This window comes from Pseudomonas sp. ML2-2023-6 (assembly GCF_037055265.1).
Lineage (GTDB): Bacteria > Pseudomonadota > Gammaproteobacteria > Pseudomonadales > Pseudomonadaceae > Aquipseudomonas > Aquipseudomonas kulmbachensis.
The window spans coordinates 2,534,040-2,548,883 of the sequence record NZ_CP146347.1 but is presented as its reverse complement, the minus strand read 5'-3'; the positions used below and the strand labels follow the sequence as shown (position 1 = coordinate 2,548,883).

Below are 14,844 nucleotides of genomic sequence, written 5' to 3'. Positions count from 1 at the left end.
CCTTCCGTGATCCAGTTTCTACTCAATCAGACGCTACGCAGCGAGCACACGCTGGACCCGAATTTGACTGTGCTCAATTATTTGCGCGAACACCTGCACAAACCCGGCACCAAAGAAGGTTGCGCCAGTGGCGACTGTGGCGCCTGCACGGTGGTGGTCGGTGAACTGCACACGGACGATCAAGGCGTTGAACGCCTGCGCTATCGCAGCATCAACTCGTGCCTGACCTTTGTTTCTGCGCTGCACGGCAAACAGCTGATCAGTATCGAAGACTTGAAGCACCAGGGCCAATTGCACAGCGTGCAGCGCGCAATGGTCGATTGCCACGGCTCACAGTGTGGCTTCTGCACCCCGGGTTTTGTGATGTCGCTGTTTGCCTTGCAAAAAAACAGCACAGGGTCGCATAACGGCCATCAGGCCCATGAAGCGCTGGCGGGCAACCTGTGTCGTTGCACCGGTTACCGACCGATTCTGGCCGCCGCCGAACAAGCTTGCGGCGCCCCCCGGCAAGATCAGTTTGATGCGCTCCAGGGTGAGACCATCGCCCTGCTCAAAGCTATCGCTCCAACGCAGACCGGTGAACTCAACAGCGGCGACAAGCGTTGCTTGCTGCCCTTGACCATCAGCGATCTGGCCGAAATATATGAGTCCCATCCCCAAGCCCGCCTGCTGGCTGGCGGCACCGACCTGGCGCTGGAAGTCACCCAGTTTCACCGCCCATTGCCGGTCATGATCTACGTCGGCAACGTGGCCGAAATGAAGCGTATAGAACACTTCGATGATCGACTTGAAATAGGCGCAGCGGTTTCGCTGACAGACGCCTACGGCACACTCAAGGCTGAGTACCCGGACTTCGGCGAATTGCTGCAACGCTTCGCCTCGCTGCAAATCCGCAATCAGGGAACCCTGGGCGGCAATATTGGCAATGCATCGCCAATCGGTGACTCGCCGCCGCTGCTGATTGCCCTCGGCGCACAGCTGGTCCTGCGTAAGGGCGAAGCCCGCCGTACGTTGGCGATTGAGGACTACTTCATCGATTACCGGGTGACGGCGCGCCAGGAAGGCGAATTTATCGAAAAGATCCTTATCCCCCGCGCGGACGCCAGGCATTTATTTCGCGCCTATAAAATCTCCAAGCGCCTGGATGACGACATCAGCGCCGTATGCGCGGCGTTCAATCTGCGCATCGACAACGCCGTAGTGACCGAGGCACGTGTGGCATTCGGCGGCATGGCAGCTACCTCCAAACGCGCCAAGGCGTGCGAAACCGCCCTGCTCGGCGCCGACTGGAACAGCGCCAGCATTGAGCGTGCCTGTGCGGCATTGGCGGCAGACTTCACGCCGCTCTCGGATTTTCGTGCCAGCAAGGAATACCGCCTGCTGAGTGCGCAAAACCTGCTGCGTAAATATTTCATTGAACTGCAAACGCCACACCTTGAGACGCGGGTAACTGCTTATGTCTAACCATCACAAGATTGAGCCGACCCAGGCCGAGCTGACCGCCCTCTTCCAGCAAGACCTGAAGACCGGAGTGGGTCGCAGCGTCAAGCATGACAGTGCCGAAAAGCACGTCTCGGGCGAAGCGCAGTACATCGATGACCGACTGGAATTCCCCAACCAGCTGCATCTTTATGCACGCCTGTCCGACCGCGCCCATGCCAAAATCATCCGGGTCGACACCGCGCCCTGCTACGCCTTTGAGGGCGTGCGTCTGGTCATCACCCACGAAGACATTCCTGGCCTCAAGGATATCGGCCCATTGCTGCCCGGCGACCCGCTGCTGGCCATCGACAAGGTCGAGTTTGTCGGCCAACCGGTGCTGGCCGTTGCCGCCCGTGACCTGGACACCGCGCGCAAGGCGGCGATGGCCGCTATTATCGAATACGAAGATCTGGAGCCGGTGCTGGACGTGGTTCAGGCACTGCGTCAAAAACACTTTGTGCTCGACACCCATACCCATCAACGCGGCGACTCGATCGGCGCGCTGGCCAGCGCCGAGCATCGCCTGCAAGGCAGCCTGCATATCGGCGGCCAAGAGCACTTCTATCTGGAAACCCAGATTTCATCGGTAATGCCCACCGAAGATGGCGGGATGATCGTTTACTGCTCCACGCAGAACCCCACCGAAGTGCAGAAACTGGTGGCTGAAGTGCTCGATGTGTCGATGAACAAAATCGTCGTCGATATGCGTCGCATGGGGGGGGGCTTTGGCGGCAAGGAGACCCAGGCCGCAAGCCCCGCGTGCATGTGTGCAGTGGTGGCGCGCCTGACCGGGCAACCGACCAAGATGCGCCTGCCACGGGTCGAAGACATGCTGATGACCGGCAAGCGCCACCCGTTTTACATCGAGTACGACGTCGGCTTCGATGCAAGTGGCCGACTGCAGGGCATCCAGTTGGATCTGGCGGGCAACTGCGGCTGCTCGCCGGACTTGTCCAACTCCATCGTCGACCGAGCCATGTTCCATGCCGACAACGCCTATTACCTGGGCGATGCAACGATCAATGGCTATCGCTGCAAAACCAACACCGCGTCGAATACCGCCTATCGCGGTTTCGGCGGCCCGCAAGGCATGGTCGCCATCGAAGAAGTCATGGACCATATCGCCCGCCACTTGGGCCTCGACCCGCTGGCTGTGCGCAAGGCCAACTACTACGGCAAAACCGAACGCAACGTGACCCACTATTACCAGACCGTGGAGCACAACCTGCTGGAAGAAATGACTGCCGACCTGGAACTCAGCAGCCAGTACGCCGAGCGCCGCGAAGCGATCAAGGTGTTCAACGCCACGAGCCCGATCCTGAAGAAAGGCCTGGCGCTGACCCCGGTCAAATTCGGTATTTCCTTTACCGCCAGCTTCCTCAATCAGGCCGGAGCACTGATTCACATCTACACCGATGGCAGCATCCACCTTAACCACGGCGGCACCGAGATGGGCCAGGGCTTGAACATCAAGGTCGCGCAAGTGGTGGCCGAAGTGTTTCAGGTTGAAATCAGCCGGGTACAGATCACTGCCACCAACACCGACAAGGTGCCCAACACCTCACCTACCGCGGCCTCCAGCGGAGCGGATCTGAATGGCAAGGCGGCACAAAACGCAGCTGAAACCATCAAGCAACGACTTGTGGAGTTCGCTGCCGACAAGTACCAGGTCGAACCACAGAACGTGGTTTTCCATAACGGCCAAGTGCGGGTGGGCGAACAGATCATCAGTTTTGAAAGCCTGATCCAGCAGGCGTATTTTGGCCAGGTTTCACTGTCGAGTACCGGTTACTACAAAACCCCGAAAATCTTTTATGACCGCACTCAGGCACGCGGACGGCCGTTCTACTACTTTGCCTTTGGCGCTGCTTGCGCCGAGGTCATCGTCGACACCTTGACCGGTGAATACAAGATGCTGCGCACAGACATCCTCCATGACGTCGGCGCCTCATTGAACCCGGCCATTGATATCGGACAGGTCGAGGGCGGTTATATCCAAGGTGCCGGGTGGCTGACCATGGAAGAACTGGTGTGGAATGCCAAAGGCAAGCTGATGACCAACGGCCCGGCCAGCTACAAAATTCCGGCGGTGGCTGACATGCCACTGGATCTGCGCGTGACCTTGGTGGAAAACCGCAAAAACCCCGAAGACACCGTGTTCCACTCCAAGGCAGTCGGCGAGCCACCGTTTATGCTCGGCATTGCCGCCTGGTGCGCGATCAAGGACGCTGTGGCGAGTTTGGCCGACTACCGCGTGCAACCTGCCATCGACGCACCGGCCACTCCGGAACGAGTGCTGTGGGGCTGTGAGCAAATGCGCAAACTCTCTGTAGCCGTTGCCACAGACTGCGATGAATTGCGCAGCAACCCGTTATTTGAAGGCCTGGCCGCGGTTACAAAAAACCTGGGGCACAGCCATGAATAACTGGATCAGCGCCCTGGCCGAGTTGCAGCAACAAGGACAACCTTGCGTGCTGGTCACCATCATCGAAGAGCAAGGTTCAACTCCACGCAATGCTGGCTCAAAGATGGTGATCTGCGCCGACCAAATATTCGACACTATCGGCGGCGGTCACCTGGAATACAAAGCGATGGAGATTGCCCGACAGATGCTCAGCAGCGGCAAACACGACACTCATCTGCAACGCTTCAGCCTCGGCGCCAGCCTGGGCCAGTGCTGCGGCGGCGTGGCCGTGTTGCTGTTTGAACCCATGGGCCAGGTGCAGGCGCAAATCGCCGTATTTGGCGCCGGGCATGTGGCCCGGGCCCTGGTGCCGCTGCTCGCCAGCCTGCCGTGTCGCGTGCGCTGGATCGACTCACGGGAACAGGAGTTTCCCGCGCTCATGCCCCAAGGCGTGCAAAAAATCGTCACCGATGAACCCGTCGACGAGGTAGATGCACTGCCCGTGGGTTGCTACTGCATCGTCATGACGCATAATCACGCCCTGGACCTTGAACTCAGCGCTGCCCTGCTCAAACGCAACGACTTCACTTACTTCGGCTTGATTGGCTCAAAAACCAAACGCGTGAAGTTCGAACATCGTCTGCGTGAGCGGGGTATCAGTGCGTCACATTTACAGCGCATGCGCTGCCCGATGGGCTTGAGCGAAGTCAAAGGCAAACTGCCTGTCGAAATCGCGATTTCCATCGCAGGCGAAATTATCGCCACTTACAACACCCACTTCGGCCAGCACATCGCCGGTGCCGAAAGCGCCTCATCTGACACCATTAAACAATTGCTGCCGTCTTCACGACGCAGCCATGCCACACATTGAGAATTGCCATGACCTGTAAAGCCTATCGCGCCGCCATTTTGCACAGCATCGCCGACCCCGCCGAAGTCGGGATCGAGGCTTCCTATGAGTATTTCGAAGACGGCTTGCTGGTCGTCGACAACGGCCAGATCAAAGCCGTGGGGCCTGCCAGCGAACTGCTCGCAACACTGGCCACCGACATTGAAGTCACCGAGTACCAGAATGCGCTGATCACCCCCGGGTTTATCGATACGCACATCCACTTTCCGCAAACCGGGATGATTGGTGCCTACGGCGAGCAACTGCTCGACTGGCTCAACACCTACACCTTCCCGTGTGAAAACCAGTTCGCCGACAAGGCCCATGCGGACGAAGTCGCCGATATTTTCCTGAAAGAACTGCTACGCAATGGCACCACCACTGCCCTGGTGTTTGGCAGCGTGCACCCGCAATCGGTTGATGCCTTGTTCGAAGCCGCACAGCGCCTGGACCTGCGCCTGATCGCCGGCAAGGTAATGATGGACCGCAACGCACCCGATTATCTGACAGACACCGCCGAAACCGGCTACAGCGAGAGCAAGGCGCTGATTGAACGCTGGCACGGCAAAGGTCGCTTGCATTACGCCGTCACCCCGCGCTTCGCACCGACCAGCACCCCGGAGCAATTGACTCTGGCGGGCAAGTTGCTGGGCGAATACCCGGATGTGTATCTGCATACCCATATCAGCGAGAACCTTCAGGAAATCGAGTGGGTCAAGTCGCTGTTCCCAGAGCGCAAAGGCTATCTGGATGTGTACGACCACTACCAGTTACTGGGCGAACGCTCAGTGTTTGCCCACGGTGTGCATCTGTGTGACGAGGAATGTGCGCGACTGGCTGAGACAGGCTCGGCAGTAGCATTCTGCCCGACTTCCAACCTGTTCCTGGGTAGCGGCCTGTTTAACCTGCCGATGGCCGAGAAACACAAACTCAATGTCGGTCTGGGAACGGACGTTGGCGCGGGGACCAGCTTCTCGCTGCTTAATACCCTGAACGAAGCCTACAAGGTCATGCAGTTGCAAGGCGCACGCCTTGATCCGTTCAAGTCGTTGTATCTGGCCACATTGGGCGGCGCGCGGGCACTGCGTCTGGAAGACAAAATCGGCAATCTGCAGCCGGGCAGCGACGCAGACTTCCTGGTGCTTGATTACAACGCTACACCGCTGATGAGCTATCGCCTCAAACAGTCAAAAAACATCGCCGAAACGTTGTTTGTCTTGATGACTCTGGGCGATGACCGCACCGTTCAGCAGACCTATGCGGCGGGCAATCTGGTGCACCAGCGCTGAGAAAATCTCGTAGCAGCTGCCGAAGGAACGAGGCTGTGTTCGACGATGCAATCGTCGTAAACCCGGTAAGCGTGTTGTATCTGAAACACCCAGGCTGAATGGTTTTACGACTGCTGCGCAGCCGGACGCAGCCTCGCGCTGCTCCTCAGCTGCTACAGGGATTTGGCTCGCCTTGCAGCCACATGCCACGCAAATGTTAAAGCTTGGCTGAAGGCCGAGTGCTTTTGCCTTTGGTTTGCAGCAAGTGCGAAAACACTGCGTGCAAATCATCTGAAGCGCTTTCTTCGTCGAGGTTGAGCTTGCTGTCGATGTGATCCATGTGATGCATCATCAAGTGCACCGCCTGGGTCGCATCACGCGCTTCAATGGCATCGATCAACTGCATGTGTTCGTCATAGGAGCAATGCGAACGGTTGCCGCTCTCGTACTGGGCAATGATCAACGAAGTTTGCGACACCAGACTGCGCTGAAAACTGATCAACGGCGCATTTTTTGCCGCCTCAGCCAGCTTCAGGTGGAACTCGCCTGATAGCCGGATCCCGGCACCACGATCACCGCGCGAAAAGCTGTCGCGCTCGTCCTGCACCATCTTGCGCAACTGCAGCAAGTCTTCAGCCGTGGCATGCACCACCGCCAACTCGGTAATGGCTTTTTCAACCAATCGCCGGGCCAGGAATACCTGACGCGCTTCTTCTACGCTCGGACTCGCAACCACGGCACCACGATTGGGGCGCAACAGCACAACCCCTTCGTGGGCCAGGCGCGACAATGCACGACGAATGATGGTGCGACTCACACCGAAAATTTCGCCCAGAGCCTCTTCACTCAACTTTGTGCCCGGCGCCAGACGCTGTTCGAGGATCGCCTCAAAAATATGCGCGTAGACGATATCGTCCTGGGTCCCACTGCGGCCGGCCTTGCCTGCGCGGGTTTGTTTCTTGAGAGGCTGCAACTGTTCGTTCATGGGCACTCGTGTGGGAAGCGGCGGCGAATAAGGCGTTACGCAAATACGTAAACGGGCGTCGCTGACTGGGAATTAAAGCAAAAAAACAGGTCGCATTGTACACAAGCCAGAGTGCCAGTACGACTGTACGGTCATATACGAGCCCGTCTGTATCGCAATGAAATGTAACCTTTACGTTTAGGCTTGCGCCTTGCTCGAACTCTTATCAAAACCAAGGAAGACCATTCCATGACCGACGCCACGCAGACGCGCTTGCACCCACTGGCAGACACCTCTCCCTCAGCTGTAGTCGCAGGCTTTATCGCCATGATGACCGGCTATACCAGCTCCCTGGTCCTGATGTTTCAGGCGGGCCAGGCTGCAGGGCTTACCAACGGGCAGATTTCTTCGTGGATTTGGGCGCTGTCGATCGGCATGGCTGTTTGCAGCATAGGCTTGTCTTTACGTTACCGCACACCGATTACCATCGCCTGGTCAACACCTGGCGCCGCGCTGCTGATTACAAGCCTGGGCGGTGTCAGCTACGGCGAGGCCATTGGTGCCTATATCACCTGTGCGGTACTGGTGATTATCTGCGGCGTGACCGGCAGTTTTGAACGTCTGGTCAAACGCATCCCCTCGTCACTGGCTGCCGCCTTGCTGGCGGGCATCCTGTTCAAGATCGGCAGCGAAATCTTCGTCGCCGCGCAGCATCGTACCGGCTTGGTCCTCGGGATGTTTTTCACCTACCTGATCGTCAAACGCCTGTTGCCACGCTATGCCGTACTGGCGGCGTTACTGATTGGCACTCTGCTTTCAGGCATGCTCGGGTTATTGGACTTCAGCGGTTTCGCCCTTGAACTGGCCGTCCCGGTGTGGACTACGCCTTCATTCTCACTGGCTGCGACCATCAGCATCGGCATCCCTCTGTTTGTGGTCGCCATGACCTCGCAGAACATGCCGGGAATCGCCGTACTGCGCGCCGATGGCTATAACGTCCCGGCTTCGCCACTGATCACCACCACCGGCGTGGCCTCATTGCTGCTGGCCCCTTTCGGATCCCACGGGATTAACCTTGCCGCGATCAGTGCCGCCATCTGCACCGGCCCGCATGCTCACGAAGATCCGAAGAAACGCTACACCGCAGCTATGTGGTGCGGGATTTTCTATGGCATTGCCGGGGTTTTTGGCGCCACCTTGGCCGCGTTGTTTGCAGCCTTACCCAAAGAACTGGTGCTGTCGATTGCGGCACTGGCACTGTTCGGCTCGATCATGAACGGCTTGAGCATTGCCATGAGCGAAGCCAAGGAGCGTGAAGCAGCCTTGGTCACCTTTATGGTCACCGCATCGGGCATGACCCTGTTCTCGATTGGCTCGGCCTTTTGGGGAATTGTGGCCGGCGTGCTCACCTTGATGATCTTGAATTTCAAAGCACGCTAACCGATCAAATCGCCAGCGCCCCTCCATCCACAGCCAGCGCATGGCCGGTGGTAAACGCGGCGCCGTCCGAGCACAGGTACAGGACGGCGCTGGCTACTTCTTCGACCTTACCGATACGCCCCACAGGGTGCATCGCTGCGGCAAACTCGGCCTTGCGCGGATCGGCCTCATAGGCTCGGCGAAACATATCGGTATCGATCACCCCAGGGCATACGGCATTCACCCGAATATGCTTCTTGGCATATTCAATGGCAGCAGATTTAGTCAGTCCAATCACCGCATGCTTGGACGCCGAATAAATACTCATCTTCGGCGCGGCGCCCAGCCCCGCTACGGACGCCGTATTGACGATCGCCCCGCCACCCTGGGCCAGCATCAATGGCAACTGATACTTCATACATAACCAGACGCCTTTGACGTTTACCCCCATGATCGCGTCAAACTCGTCTTGCGTGCCGTCAGCCAGTCGACCTTGTTCGATTTCTATCCCTGCATTATTGAAGGCATAGTCCAGACGACCGTAGGTGCTGATCGTCATCTCCATCAGATGTTTTACCTGAGTTTCAATAGTGACATCGCAGCGTACGAAAACTGCGGATCCACCTGCTGCTTCAATTTGTTCAACGGTGCCTTCGCCGCTTGTCACATCCAGATCAGCCACCACCACTTTCAAGCCCTCGCCAGCAAACGCCAGAGCCGTGGCCCGGCCGATCCCTGCTCCAGCACCCGTGACCACTGCCACTTGCCCAGCAAACGTGATGCCCATTGTTGTAATCCTCAGGTGAGTGCAACTGCGCCCGGAACAGTTCAGGCACGGCATTCTGCTTATTTATCGTAGTGATAAAAGACTGCCTACAACCATCACCAAAAATGATAAAAGCCTATTCGTGAAGGCTCATTCACTTGCTCTAAAACGCAAGAAGGACTATCAACAGTCATCCATTTGAAAAGAGTTACTGCAATGACTGACCAGACAAACCGCCAATTCCTGCTCGCTAAACGTCCAGTCGGCGCAGCAACCCGCGACGCCTTTACCTTTCAGCAAGTCCCGGTCGTACAACCGGAAGACGGCCAAATCCTGGTCAAGAACGAGTACCTGTCCCTCGACCCGGCTATGCGTGGCTGGATGAATGAAGGCAAATCCTACATCCCGCCAGTGGCGCTTGGCGAGGTGATGCGCGCCTTGGGTGTCGGCAAAGTCATAGCGTCTGCTCACCCAGGCTTTGCTGTCGGTGATTACGTGAACGGTGCACTGGGTGTACAGGATTACTTCGTCGGTAAACCACGAGGTTTCTACAAGGTAGACCCGAAACTGGTGCCTTTGCCTGTGTATTTATCCGCGCTGGGCATGACCGGCATGACCGCCTACTTCGCATTGCTGGAAGTAGGCGCACCGAAAGCCGGTGATACCGTAGTGATTTCGGGTGCAGCCGGAGCGGTGGGCAGCATTGCCGGTCAAATTGCCAAGCTTAAAGGTTGTCGTGTTGTCGGTATTGCAGGCGGGAAAGAGAAGTGCGCATTGCTCACCGAAGAGCTGGGCTTTGACGGCGCGATTGACTACAAGAGCGAGGATGTAATCGCAGGGCTTAAACGTGAATGCCCTAAAGGCGTGGATGTGTTTTTCGACAACGTTGGCGGCGATATTCTCGACACAGTCCTCAGCCGTCTAAATTTTAAGGCCCGGGTCATAATTTGCGGTGCAATTAGCCAGTACAACAACAAGGAAGCCGTGAAAGGCCCATCCAACTACTTGTCACTGCTGGTCAATCGCGCACGTATGGAAGGTTTTGTAGTGATGGACTATGCCGATCGCTATGCAGCGGCAGGTCAAGAAATGGCGGGATGGCTGGCCAAAGGCCAACTCAAAAGCAAAGAGCATATTGTCGAAGGGCTTGAAACTTTCCCGGAAAGCTTGATGAAACTGTTTAACGGGGAAAACCACGGCAAGCTGGTTTTGAAGGTCTAACACTTGAACATTCTGTGGGAGCTGACAGAGCAGCTCCCACAGATCGCTTTAAGCCAGCTCAGCGACCACCGCAGCCAGGGCTTTGGCCGGATCAGCCGCTTGGCTGATTGGACGACCGATCACCAGATAATCAGAACCCGCATCCAACGCCTGGCGCGGAGTCAAAATACGGCGCTGGTCATCCAGAGCGCTGCCGGCTGGACGAATACCCGGGGTTACCAATTTCAGAGTCGGGTGGGCCGCTTTCAGCGCTTGCGCCTCCAGAGCGGAACACACTAACCCATCCATCCCGGCCTTCTGCGCCAAGGCTGCCAGGCGCAACACCTGCTCCTGAGGCTCGATATCCAGGCCAATGGCGGCAAGGTCTTCACGCTCCATGCTGGTCAACACAGTGACGCCAATCAGCAGCGGCTGCGGGCCACTACGCTTGTCGAGCACTTCGCGGCAGGCAGCCATCATGCGCAAACCGCCCGAACAGTGAACGTTAACCATCCACACGCCCATTTCAGCAGCAGCTTTAACCGCCATTGCTGTGGTATTGGGAATATCGTGGAACTTGAGATCCAGGAACACCTCGAAGCCTTTGTCACGCAGAGTGCCGACAATTTCCGAAGCACAGCTGGTGAACAGCTCTTTGCCCACTTTCACGCGGCACAACTTGGGGTCCAACTGATCAGCCAGTTTCAGTGCGGCGTCACGCGTTGGGAAATCCAGGGCGACGATAATAGGAGTCTGGCAGTCGGACATTAGCGGGTTCTCAGGCTGGTCGAAATCGGCGCGCATTGTAGCGGAACCAGCCGCTCACCGGCACCCGATGATCGTAAATTCACGTTTTTAGTCAATCCCAAGGGAATAACGCGCGCTACGGGATAACCGTCCTACAATGGAAACAATGCAAACAGACTCACTCAATATGATTCACGGCAACCCACTACGCAAATCTGCCCCGTGAGTTTCCAAGTTCAGGAGAACACTATGCCCTGGTATGCCTGGTTAATTCTTATCGTCGCTATTGGCGCCATCGTGGGTGGGCTGATGACCCTGCGCGACACGGCTAACAAGGTTGAGCTGACCGACGAGCAACGTAAACGCGTAGCCGAGCGCAACGCAGAAATGGACGCCAAGGAATCCAAGGACAGGTAATCAGCTCAGCAGTTGGGGCCAGCGTTCCGAAAGGATGAGTTCCCAAGGGTAAATGCCTACACGTTTTTGAACAAATCACCCCATGCATATCCTTGGAACTCACCGTTATGATGGCCCATTACACATAGAGACACCTGCCATGCGCTACTCACAAGATCATAAAGCCAATACCCATCAGCGCATCGTTAAAGAAGCATCCGGGCTGTTTAGACGGGATGGCATTGGCGCAACGGGCCTACAGCCCCTGATGAAATCCCTGGGCCTGACACACGGTGGTTTCTACGCTCATTTCTCATCCAAGAACGACTTGGTAGAAAAGGCACTGCAACACGCCGCAGGCGAAGTTGACGGCCTCTGCGCAGAACTGTTCAGTCAGCCACAACCGCTGCATGCCTTTATTGACGCCTACTTATCTGACTGGCACCTCAATTCTCCCCATGAAGGTTGTCCCTTGCCGACCATGTCTAGCGAGATGGCGCAACAAGGGCAAGCCAGCGCGACCACTGACTACGTAATCGATGCCAGGCTCAAACAGATCCAGGCCACACTAGAAGGGCCAGACGCAGACGACCAAAGTGTTGTGATATTCGCAACCTTGGTTGGGGCACTGGTTCTTGCGCGTGCAGCAGAAAGCACAGAGCTCAAAGAAAAAATACTCAACGCAACGCGTGACGTTTTAAAGCAAGCGGCAGTAGAGGCTTGAATATTCCCGCTGGATAAAAACAAAAAAGCCAGTCAAAGACTGGCTTTTTGCGCTCAACTGCTCGGCTTAGTTAACCGCTAACTTATTCCGATTTTTCTCAAAAATAACTTTCCCTATGCCTTTGACCTCAAGCAGTTCATCGGCCGAAGTGAAGCTACCATTGGCTTCACGGTACGCCACAATGGCCTTGGCTTTAGCCGCACCGACTCCAGAGAGTTCACGCTGAAGCGTCGCCTCATCTGCAGTATTGAGGTTGATTGTCATCACCGGCACATCTGGCGCAACCTGCGCAGCCACCACCGGTGCAACTGCTGTGGTTGAGGGCGCAGCGTGAGCCACGCTGGAAACACCTGCCATCAAAGCCAAAAAAATCGAAGAAAGAAAGGCAATACGCATAAGTGACACTCCAATACATCGTTAAGTGGAAACAGCTTTCCTGAGCTGTATTCCAAACGTAGGCGATGGGTATCGAGTGTCAAAAATGAGTACATTGCAGCGTGTGTAGTCAAGATGGCTCAGCACGACGTTGTTGATAGATCCAGTCCACAATTTCGCCCTCGGGGGCATAGCCACTGACCGTCTCGCGTAGCAATTGGCGAACCCGGACGTAATCGTCCTTATCAACGGCATCAAGCAGTTGCGACAACCGCTGCTTAAGTTCATCCCAAGACAACATGTCTTCATTCGCACACATGATCATCGGGTGTTGCGTAGCCACTACGTTGTCACCAATCAGCAACTCTTCGTAAAGCTTTTCGCCGGGCCGCAAGCCCGTAAATTCGATCTCAATATCACCATGCAGGTTTTTTTCGGAGCGAACACTCAAGCCGGAGAGGTGGATCATCTTCTCTGCCAACTCGACAATGCGCACAGGCTCCCCCATATCGAGAACAAACACATCGCCGCCCTGCCCCATCGACCCGGCCTGAATCACTAGCTGAGCCGCCTCAGGAATAGTCATGAAGTAACGAGTGATCTTGGGATGAGTCACTGTCAGCGGCCCACCGGCCTTGATCTGTTTGTGAAACAACGGAATCACAGACCCGGAAGAACCCAGTACATTGCCAAAACGAACCATGGTGAATCGGGTTTTATTAACCCGCGACACATTGGCTGCATCATCAAACAGTACTGGCGCTACTTCGCGACTGAGAGCTTGAAGCGTCATCTCGGCCAGACGTTTAGTGCTGCCCATTACATTGGTCGGCCGCACAGCCTTGTCGGTGGAAATCAGAACGAAGTTTGCGACACCCGCCTGCAACGCGGCCTGAGCGGTATTGAGCGTGCCTATAACGTTGTTCAGCACACCCTCGGCAACATTGTGCTCAACCATGGGGACGTGCTTATAGGCTGCCGCGTGGTACACCGTGTTGACATGCCAGGTCTTCATCACATCCAGCAATTTGTGTGAATTACGCACCGAACCCAAAATCGGCAAGACCTTCACCGAAAGCGACTCGCGATTAACCCGCTGCTCCAGCTCACCAAGAATGTTGTAAAGATTAAATTCGCTATGTTCGAACAGCAGTAACGTAGTCGGTCTCAGAGCCAGGATCTGACGGCACAGTTCTGAACCAATAGACCCACCTGCCCCCGTCACCAGCACACACTGGCCTTTAATGCAGTGCTCCAGCAACTCACCTTGCGCAGGTACCGGATCACGGCCTAACAAATCGGCAATATCCACTTCCTGAATATCGTCAACCTTGACCCGGCCACTGGCCAAATCCATAAAGCCTGGAACACTGCGAACGTGGAGCGGATAACCTTCAAGCAAACCCAGGATTTCACGACGACGGCCACGGGACGAGGAAGGAATCGCCAACAGTACTTCCTGCGCGCCCGTACGACCAATCATCTGCTGAATGTGTTCGGGCTTGAATACCTGCAAGCCAGAGATGATGCGATCAGAAATGTTTTCATCATCATCAATAAACGCCACTGGCCGCATGACGCGCCCCATGCGCAAGGCTGCGACCAACTGATTACCTGCGGCGCCGGCACCGTATATGGCAACGCGCGGCAAGCCATCGTCGCGACTGGTAAAGGGCACATGCTGAACGGCGGTAAACCAGTCGCCCAAAAAGTATTGACGCATGGCAAGCCGCAAACCACCGAGCATGACTAGGCTCAACCACCAGTAATTGAAAATGATCGAGCGCGGGACGACATTCGCAGGCGTGCTGTACCAGTACATCACCACGGCCAAAACCAACGAAGAAAGGCTAACGGCCTTGATAATTGCGATCAGCGCATCGTTGCCAAAATACCGCATCACCGCGCGGTACATGCCGAAACGGATGAAAAAGGGGATGGCTACTATTGGAGCTGCTACAAATAGCCAAAAGTGCTGTTTAACGAGGCCCAGCACATCGTCAATGCCCAGGCGCACCACGAACGCCAGCCACAGGGCGAGCCAAACAAGTACTACGTCAGTGGTCACTTGAATTAATCGCTTTTTCTTGCGCGATAGACTCAACAGAAATGACCGAATACTATCCATGAAGATATTGCCCCCTTACAACTAAAAAACATGATAACTGCGATCTGCACAAAACCAGTACGTATATCACCAGACAAAACCA

Annotated in this window: 13 protein-coding genes; 8 read left to right on the top strand and 5 right to left on the bottom strand. The window is 56.0% G+C overall.

Annotation, left to right across the window (positions count from 1 at the left end):
• Positions 1–6 precede the first annotated feature (6 nt).
• From xdhA to guaD, 4 genes are read left to right on the top strand one after another with little or no spacing between them, the layout of a single operon-like run.
• Positions 7–1,464 (top strand): xanthine dehydrogenase small subunit, encoded by a 1,458-nt coding sequence (gene xdhA / locus V6L79_RS11840; RefSeq protein WP_338580269.1) that lies wholly within the window; start codon positions 7–9, stop codon positions 1,462–1,464.
• Positions 1,457–3,907, top strand: coding sequence for a xanthine dehydrogenase molybdopterin binding subunit (xdhB, locus tag V6L79_RS11835; protein ID WP_338580268.1), 2,451 nt, complete (start codon positions 1,457–1,459; stop codon positions 3,905–3,907). Before xdhA ends, xdhB begins: the two co-directional genes overlap by 8 nt.
• Positions 3,900–4,757, top strand: a complete 858-nt coding sequence (gene xdhC / locus V6L79_RS11830) for a xanthine dehydrogenase accessory protein XdhC (protein WP_261741693.1) — start codon at positions 3,900–3,902, stop codon at positions 4,755–4,757. The genes xdhB and xdhC overlap by 8 nt, the downstream gene beginning before the upstream one ends.
• Before the next feature lie 8 nt (positions 4,758–4,765).
• A complete protein-coding gene (gene guaD / locus V6L79_RS11825) occupies positions 4,766–6,064 on the top strand; it encodes a guanine deaminase (protein WP_261741692.1) in 1,299 nt (432 codons plus the stop codon).
• Between the two features lie 196 nt (positions 6,065–6,260).
• On the opposite strand, the gene V6L79_RS11820 is transcribed toward guaD, so the two are convergent.
• Entirely contained in the window at positions 6,261–7,028 is a 768-nt protein-coding gene (locus tag V6L79_RS11820) for a GntR family transcriptional regulator (RefSeq protein ID WP_261741691.1), read from the bottom strand.
• A gap of 228 nt (positions 7,029–7,256) precedes the next feature.
• Here V6L79_RS11820 and V6L79_RS11815 point away from each other — a divergent pair, with 228 nt between their 5' ends.
• A complete protein-coding gene (locus V6L79_RS11815; protein WP_261741690.1) occupies positions 7,257–8,447 on the top strand; it encodes a benzoate/H(+) symporter BenE family transporter in 1,191 nt (396 codons plus the stop codon).
• Positions 8,448–8,451: 4 nt separating this feature from the next.
• On the opposite strand, the gene V6L79_RS11810 is transcribed toward V6L79_RS11815, so the two are convergent.
• Complete coding sequence (locus tag V6L79_RS11810) at positions 8,452–9,213, bottom strand: SDR family oxidoreductase (RefSeq protein WP_261741689.1); 762 nt, start codon at positions 9,211–9,213, stop codon at positions 8,452–8,454.
• Positions 9,214–9,408: 195 nt separating this feature from the next.
• Here V6L79_RS11810 and V6L79_RS11805 point away from each other — a divergent pair, with 195 nt between their 5' ends.
• Positions 9,409–10,413, top strand: a complete 1,005-nt coding sequence (locus V6L79_RS11805; RefSeq protein WP_338580267.1) for an NADP-dependent oxidoreductase — start codon at positions 9,409–9,411, stop codon at positions 10,411–10,413.
• Positions 10,414–10,461: 48 nt separating this feature from the next.
• Here the strand turns inward: V6L79_RS11805 and pyrF are convergent, their stop codons facing one another.
• Positions 10,462–11,160 carry an orotidine-5'-phosphate decarboxylase gene (gene pyrF, locus V6L79_RS11800; RefSeq protein WP_261742401.1) on the bottom strand — a complete coding sequence of 233 codons (699 nt, stop codon included), beginning with the start codon at positions 11,158–11,160 and terminating at the stop codon, positions 10,462–10,464.
• A 228-nt stretch (positions 11,161–11,388) separates the two neighbouring features.
• Here pyrF and V6L79_RS11795 point away from each other — a divergent pair, with 228 nt between their 5' ends.
• Positions 11,389–11,556 (top strand): DUF2897 family protein, encoded by a 168-nt coding sequence (locus tag V6L79_RS11795; protein ID WP_019826736.1) that lies wholly within the window; start codon positions 11,389–11,391, stop codon positions 11,554–11,556.
• A 139-nt stretch (positions 11,557–11,695) separates the two neighbouring features.
• Positions 11,696–12,259 (top strand): TetR/AcrR family transcriptional regulator, encoded by a 564-nt coding sequence (locus V6L79_RS11790; protein WP_261741687.1) that lies wholly within the window; start codon positions 11,696–11,698, stop codon positions 12,257–12,259.
• Between the two features lie 66 nt (positions 12,260–12,325).
• Here the strand turns inward: V6L79_RS11790 and V6L79_RS11785 are convergent, their stop codons facing one another.
• Both V6L79_RS11785 and V6L79_RS11780 read right to left on the bottom strand, forming a co-directional pair.
• On the bottom strand, positions 12,326–12,655 hold the full coding sequence (locus V6L79_RS11785) for a helix-hairpin-helix domain-containing protein (protein ID WP_321836107.1): 330 nt from the start codon (positions 12,653–12,655) through the stop codon (positions 12,326–12,328).
• Positions 12,656–12,764: 109 nt separating this feature from the next.
• Complete coding sequence (locus V6L79_RS11780; protein WP_338580266.1) at positions 12,765–14,762, bottom strand: nucleoside-diphosphate sugar epimerase/dehydratase; 1,998 nt, start codon at positions 14,760–14,762, stop codon at positions 12,765–12,767.
• Positions 14,763–14,844: the final 82 nt, after the last annotated feature.

Coding starts and splice junctions, on each gene's coding strand:
- V6L79_RS11780 (WP_338580266.1), bottom strand. CDS start 14,762: ATGGATAGTATTCGGTCATTTCTGTTGAGTCTATCGCGCAAGAAAAAG.
- xdhC (WP_261741693.1), top strand. CDS start 3,900: ATGAATAACTGGATCAGCGCCCTGGCCGAGTTGCAGCAACAAGGACAA.
- V6L79_RS11805 (WP_338580267.1), top strand. CDS start 9,409: ATGACTGACCAGACAAACCGCCAATTCCTGCTCGCTAAACGTCCAGTC.
- V6L79_RS11810 (WP_261741689.1), bottom strand. CDS start 9,213: ATGGGCATCACGTTTGCTGGGCAAGTGGCAGTGGTCACGGGTGCTGGA.
- xdhB (WP_338580268.1), top strand. CDS start 1,457: ATGTCTAACCATCACAAGATTGAGCCGACCCAGGCCGAGCTGACCGCC.
- V6L79_RS11795 (WP_019826736.1), top strand. CDS start 11,389: ATGCCCTGGTATGCCTGGTTAATTCTTATCGTCGCTATTGGCGCCATC.
- pyrF (WP_261742401.1), bottom strand. CDS start 11,160: ATGTCCGACTGCCAGACTCCTATTATCGTCGCCCTGGATTTCCCAACG.
- guaD (WP_261741692.1), top strand. CDS start 4,766: ATGACCTGTAAAGCCTATCGCGCCGCCATTTTGCACAGCATCGCCGAC.
- V6L79_RS11790 (WP_261741687.1), top strand. CDS start 11,696: ATGCGCTACTCACAAGATCATAAAGCCAATACCCATCAGCGCATCGTT.
- V6L79_RS11820 (WP_261741691.1), bottom strand. CDS start 7,028: ATGAACGAACAGTTGCAGCCTCTCAAGAAACAAACCCGCGCAGGCAAG.
- V6L79_RS11785 (WP_321836107.1), bottom strand. CDS start 12,655: ATGCGTATTGCCTTTCTTTCTTCGATTTTTTTGGCTTTGATGGCAGGT.
- V6L79_RS11815 (WP_261741690.1), top strand. CDS start 7,257: ATGACCGACGCCACGCAGACGCGCTTGCACCCACTGGCAGACACCTCT.